Genomic DNA, 3,266 nt, shown 5'->3' on the forward strand with positions numbered 1-3,266 from the left:
GACGAAGCCGATGAAGCGCGCGCCGAGGCGCGCGAAGCAGGACGGCTGGAGCTGGAGTTGAGGCGCGCCGGCATCGAGGCGGAGCGCGCCGCCGTGCGCGCCATGTTCCGCAGCCGCGAAATCAACGACCACACGATGCGGGCGCTGTTTTCCGAGATCACGCTGACCGAAGCCCTGCTCAAGAGCCGGCAGGACAGGAAATAACGTTTCAGCCGATTTGCTTTGGCGCAATCCGACCAGCAAATTTCGCGCCGCAAACGTGGCGGGCTCCAAACAACTGTGTTAATGGCGCGGCGACCTCGCAAGACCTCCGGCCCCAAGGGAAAGCAAGCCATGTCAAATGCCGCGGCAGCCTCCAGCAAATTCGAATCCTTCTTCGAGACCACGCTTGCCGATGCCGATCCGGAAATTTTCGGCGCCATCCGCAACGAGCTTGGCCGCCAGCGCCATGAGATCGAGCTGATCGCCTCGGAAAACATCGTGTCCCGCGCCGTGCTCGAGGCGCAGGGGTCGATCATGACCAACAAATATGCCGAGGGCTATCCGGGCAAGCGCTACTATGGCGGCTGCCAGTTCGTCGATGTGGCCGAGGAACTGGCCATCGAGCGCGCCAAGAAGCTGTTCGGGTGCAACTTCGCCAACGTTCAGCCGAACTCCGGCAGCCAGATGAACCAGGCCGTGTTCCTAGCGCTCTTGCAGCCCTGCGACACCTTCATGGGCCTCGACTTGAATTCCGGCGGCCATCTCACCCACGGCTCGCCGGTCAACATGAGCGGCAAGTGGTTCAAGGTCGTCTCCTACGGCGTGCGCAAGGACGATCATCTGCTCGACATGGACGCGATCGAGAAGACCGCGCACGAGACCAAGCCGAAGCTGATCCTGGCCGGCGGCACCGCCTATTCGCGCATCTGGGACTGGAAGCGTTTTCGCGAGATTGCCGATGCGGTCGGTGCTTATCTGATGGTCGATATGGCCCACATCGCCGGCCTCGTCGCCGGCGGCATGCACCCGTCGCCGCTGCCCCATGCCCATGTCGTGACCACGACCACGCACAAGTCGCTGCGCGGCCCGCGCGGCGGCATGATCCTGTGCAACGACGAGGAGATCGCCAAGAAGATGAATTCGGCCGTCTTTCCGGGGCTTCAGGGCGGCCCGCTGATGCATGTCATCGCCGCCAAGGCGGTGGCGCTCGGCGAGGCGCTCAAGCCGAGCTTCAAGGCCTATGCCGAGAGCATCGTCGCCAACGCCAAGGCGCTGGCTTCGAGCCTGCAGGAAACCGGCCTCGACATCGTCTCGGGCGGCACCGACAACCATCTGATGCTGGTCGACCTGCGTCCGAAGAACGCCACCGGCAAGCGCGCCGAGGCCGCACTCGGGCGCGCCAACATCACCTGCAACAAGAACGGCATCCCCTTCGATCCGGAAAAGCCGTTCGTCACCTCCGGTGTCCGTCTCGGCACACCGGCAGGCACCACGCGGGGCTTCGGTCAGGCTGAGTTCCGCGAGATCGGCAAGCTGATCGCCGAGGTGCTGGACGGGCTGAAGGTGGCGAATTCGGACGAAGGCAATGCGGCGGTCGAGGCTGCGGTCAAGGCCAAGGTCACGGCGCTGACCGATCGTTTCCCGCTCTACCCCTATCTTGGTTGACCCCCCCGCTTGGTTGACCGAGCGCCGCGCGTCATCTTTTATCCGCCGGCAGAGCGCCGTCCTGATTGGACGGCGCTCCGAACTGGAGACTTGATGATGCGCATTTTCCGTCTTGCCGCCGTGGCCCTGTTCGGCTCGCTGGCCGGTTTCACTGTGTCCGGCGCGGTCGCCCAGCAGCAAGCACAGCCGGATTCGAGTTTGCCGGCGACCAGCACCTTCGGCAGGTGGACGACTATCTTTGACACGCTCGATACCGGGCAGGACGCGCACAAGACCTGCGCAGCCTCCACGGCTTTCGTCGACGGCATCGGCAATGCGGGCACTCTCACGCTGTCGATCTCGACCGGCGACGCCCTGCCGCCCGATGCCTATCCCGCGATCATGATCACTGTCGACAACAAGGACCTGCCGACCGGCAAGAACATCGCCGCGACCTTCGGCGATCCCGGCGTCAAGGTTTCCGCGAAAGTCTATTCGAACGATGCCGTCAACGGCCGACCAAGCTGGACGGTCGACAACCAGGCCAAGACCAGCCTCGCCTTGCTGCGCGCCATGCGAAAAGTCACCTCGCTCGACGTCGTCTTCGGCACGCAGACCGTCGCCAGCATCCCGATGGACGGCTTCACCAAGGCCTATCGCAATCTCGGCACGTCCTGTGGGTTCCAGACAAAGGACGTCACGCCCTGACACGACGGCCGGTCGGGCAGGGCGCTGGCAATCTTCCTCGCGCCTCGCTATCTCTGAGGCTTAAAAGGCTCTAAGCCTTTCGCCCACTAGAGCGAGATGGCGCTTCCTTGGATCGCCATCTCGCTCTAAGATTTTGTTTTTGAAGCATGATCTTCTCCGAAAAGTCTGCAACTTTTCGGGATCATGCTCTAGAATCGCGAACCGAAGGCTCTCCATGCGCTGCCCCTATTGCCAGTCCGAAGATACGCAGGTGAAGGATTCGCGTCCCGCCGAGGATGGCGCGGCGATCCGCAGGCGCCGCGTCTGTCCGGATTGCGGCGGCCGCTTCACCACCTTCGAACGCGTGCAGCTGCGCGATCTCGTCGTCATCAAGAAGTCTGGCCGCAAGGTGCCGTTCGATCGCGACAAGCTTTTGCGCTCGGTCGAGATCGCGGTCCGCAAGCGCAACGTCGACCCCGAGCGCATCGACCGCGCGGTGACCGGCATCGTGCGCCAGCTCGAAAGCTCCGGCGAGACGGAAGTGGCCTCCGGCGAGGTCGGCCGGCTGGTCATGGAGGCATTGAAGTCGCTCGACGACGTCGCTTATGTCCGCTTCGCCTCGGTCTATCGCAATTTCCGTGAAGCCAAGGATTTTCACGAATTGCTGGGCGAGCTGAAAGGCGACGAGGAAAAGACCGAGGAGGACGCCGGCTGATCATGGCTGGATCTCGACTGACCGAGGCCGATCAAGCGGCCCTTGACCGCCGCTTCATGGCGGCCGCCATCAGGCTGTCGCGCCGCAACGCCGGCCGCACTTCGACCAACCCTTCCGTCGGCACGATTATCGTGCGCGACGACGGCGCTGGCCCGATGATCATCGGCACCGGTGTGACTGCTGTTGGCGGCCGGCCGCATGCCGAGACCGAAGCGCTGGCCGAGGCCGGCGAGCTGGC

Annotated in this window: 3 protein-coding genes and 2 pseudogenes; all 5 read left to right on the forward strand. The window is 63.7% G+C overall.

The window, feature by feature from the left end; genetic code table 11:
* A pseudogene (locus tag DH10_RS35250) lies at positions 1-204 on the forward strand (Na+/H+ antiporter); the annotation flags it as partial.
* 129 nt (positions 205-333) lie between these two features.
* Positions 334-1,647 carry a serine hydroxymethyltransferase gene (glyA, locus tag DH10_RS35255; RefSeq protein ID WP_192385905.1) on the forward strand — a complete coding sequence of 438 codons (1,314 nt, stop codon included), beginning with the start codon at positions 334-336 and terminating at the stop codon, positions 1,645-1,647.
* A gap of 96 nt (positions 1,648-1,743) precedes the next feature.
* Entirely contained in the window at positions 1,744-2,334 is a 591-nt protein-coding gene (locus DH10_RS35260) for an invasion associated locus B family protein (RefSeq protein WP_192257075.1), read from the forward strand.
* Between the two features lie 214 nt (positions 2,335-2,548).
* On the forward strand, positions 2,549-3,028 hold the full coding sequence (gene nrdR / locus DH10_RS35265) for a transcriptional regulator NrdR (protein ID WP_059184872.1): 480 nt from the start codon (positions 2,549-2,551) through the stop codon (positions 3,026-3,028).
* A 2-nt stretch (positions 3,029-3,030) separates the two neighbouring features.
* Positions 3,031-3,266: pseudogene (locus tag DH10_RS35270) on the forward strand (bifunctional diaminohydroxyphosphoribosylaminopyrimidine deaminase/5-amino-6-(5-phosphoribosylamino)uracil reductase RibD); the annotation flags it as partial.

Source organism: Mesorhizobium silamurunense, assembly GCF_014843825.1.
GTDB classification, from domain to species: Bacteria; Pseudomonadota; Alphaproteobacteria; order Rhizobiales; family Rhizobiaceae; genus Mesorhizobium; species Mesorhizobium silamurunense.

Excerpts from the sequence above, each read along its gene's own strand:
- glyA (WP_192385905.1), top strand. The coding sequence starts at position 334 with ATGTCAAATGCCGCGGCAGCCTCCAGCAAATTCGAATCCTTCTTCGAG.
- nrdR (WP_059184872.1), top strand. The coding sequence starts at position 2,549 with ATGCGCTGCCCCTATTGCCAGTCCGAAGATACGCAGGTGAAGGATTCG.
- DH10_RS35260 (WP_192257075.1), top strand. The coding sequence starts at position 1,744 with ATGCGCATTTTCCGTCTTGCCGCCGTGGCCCTGTTCGGCTCGCTGGCC.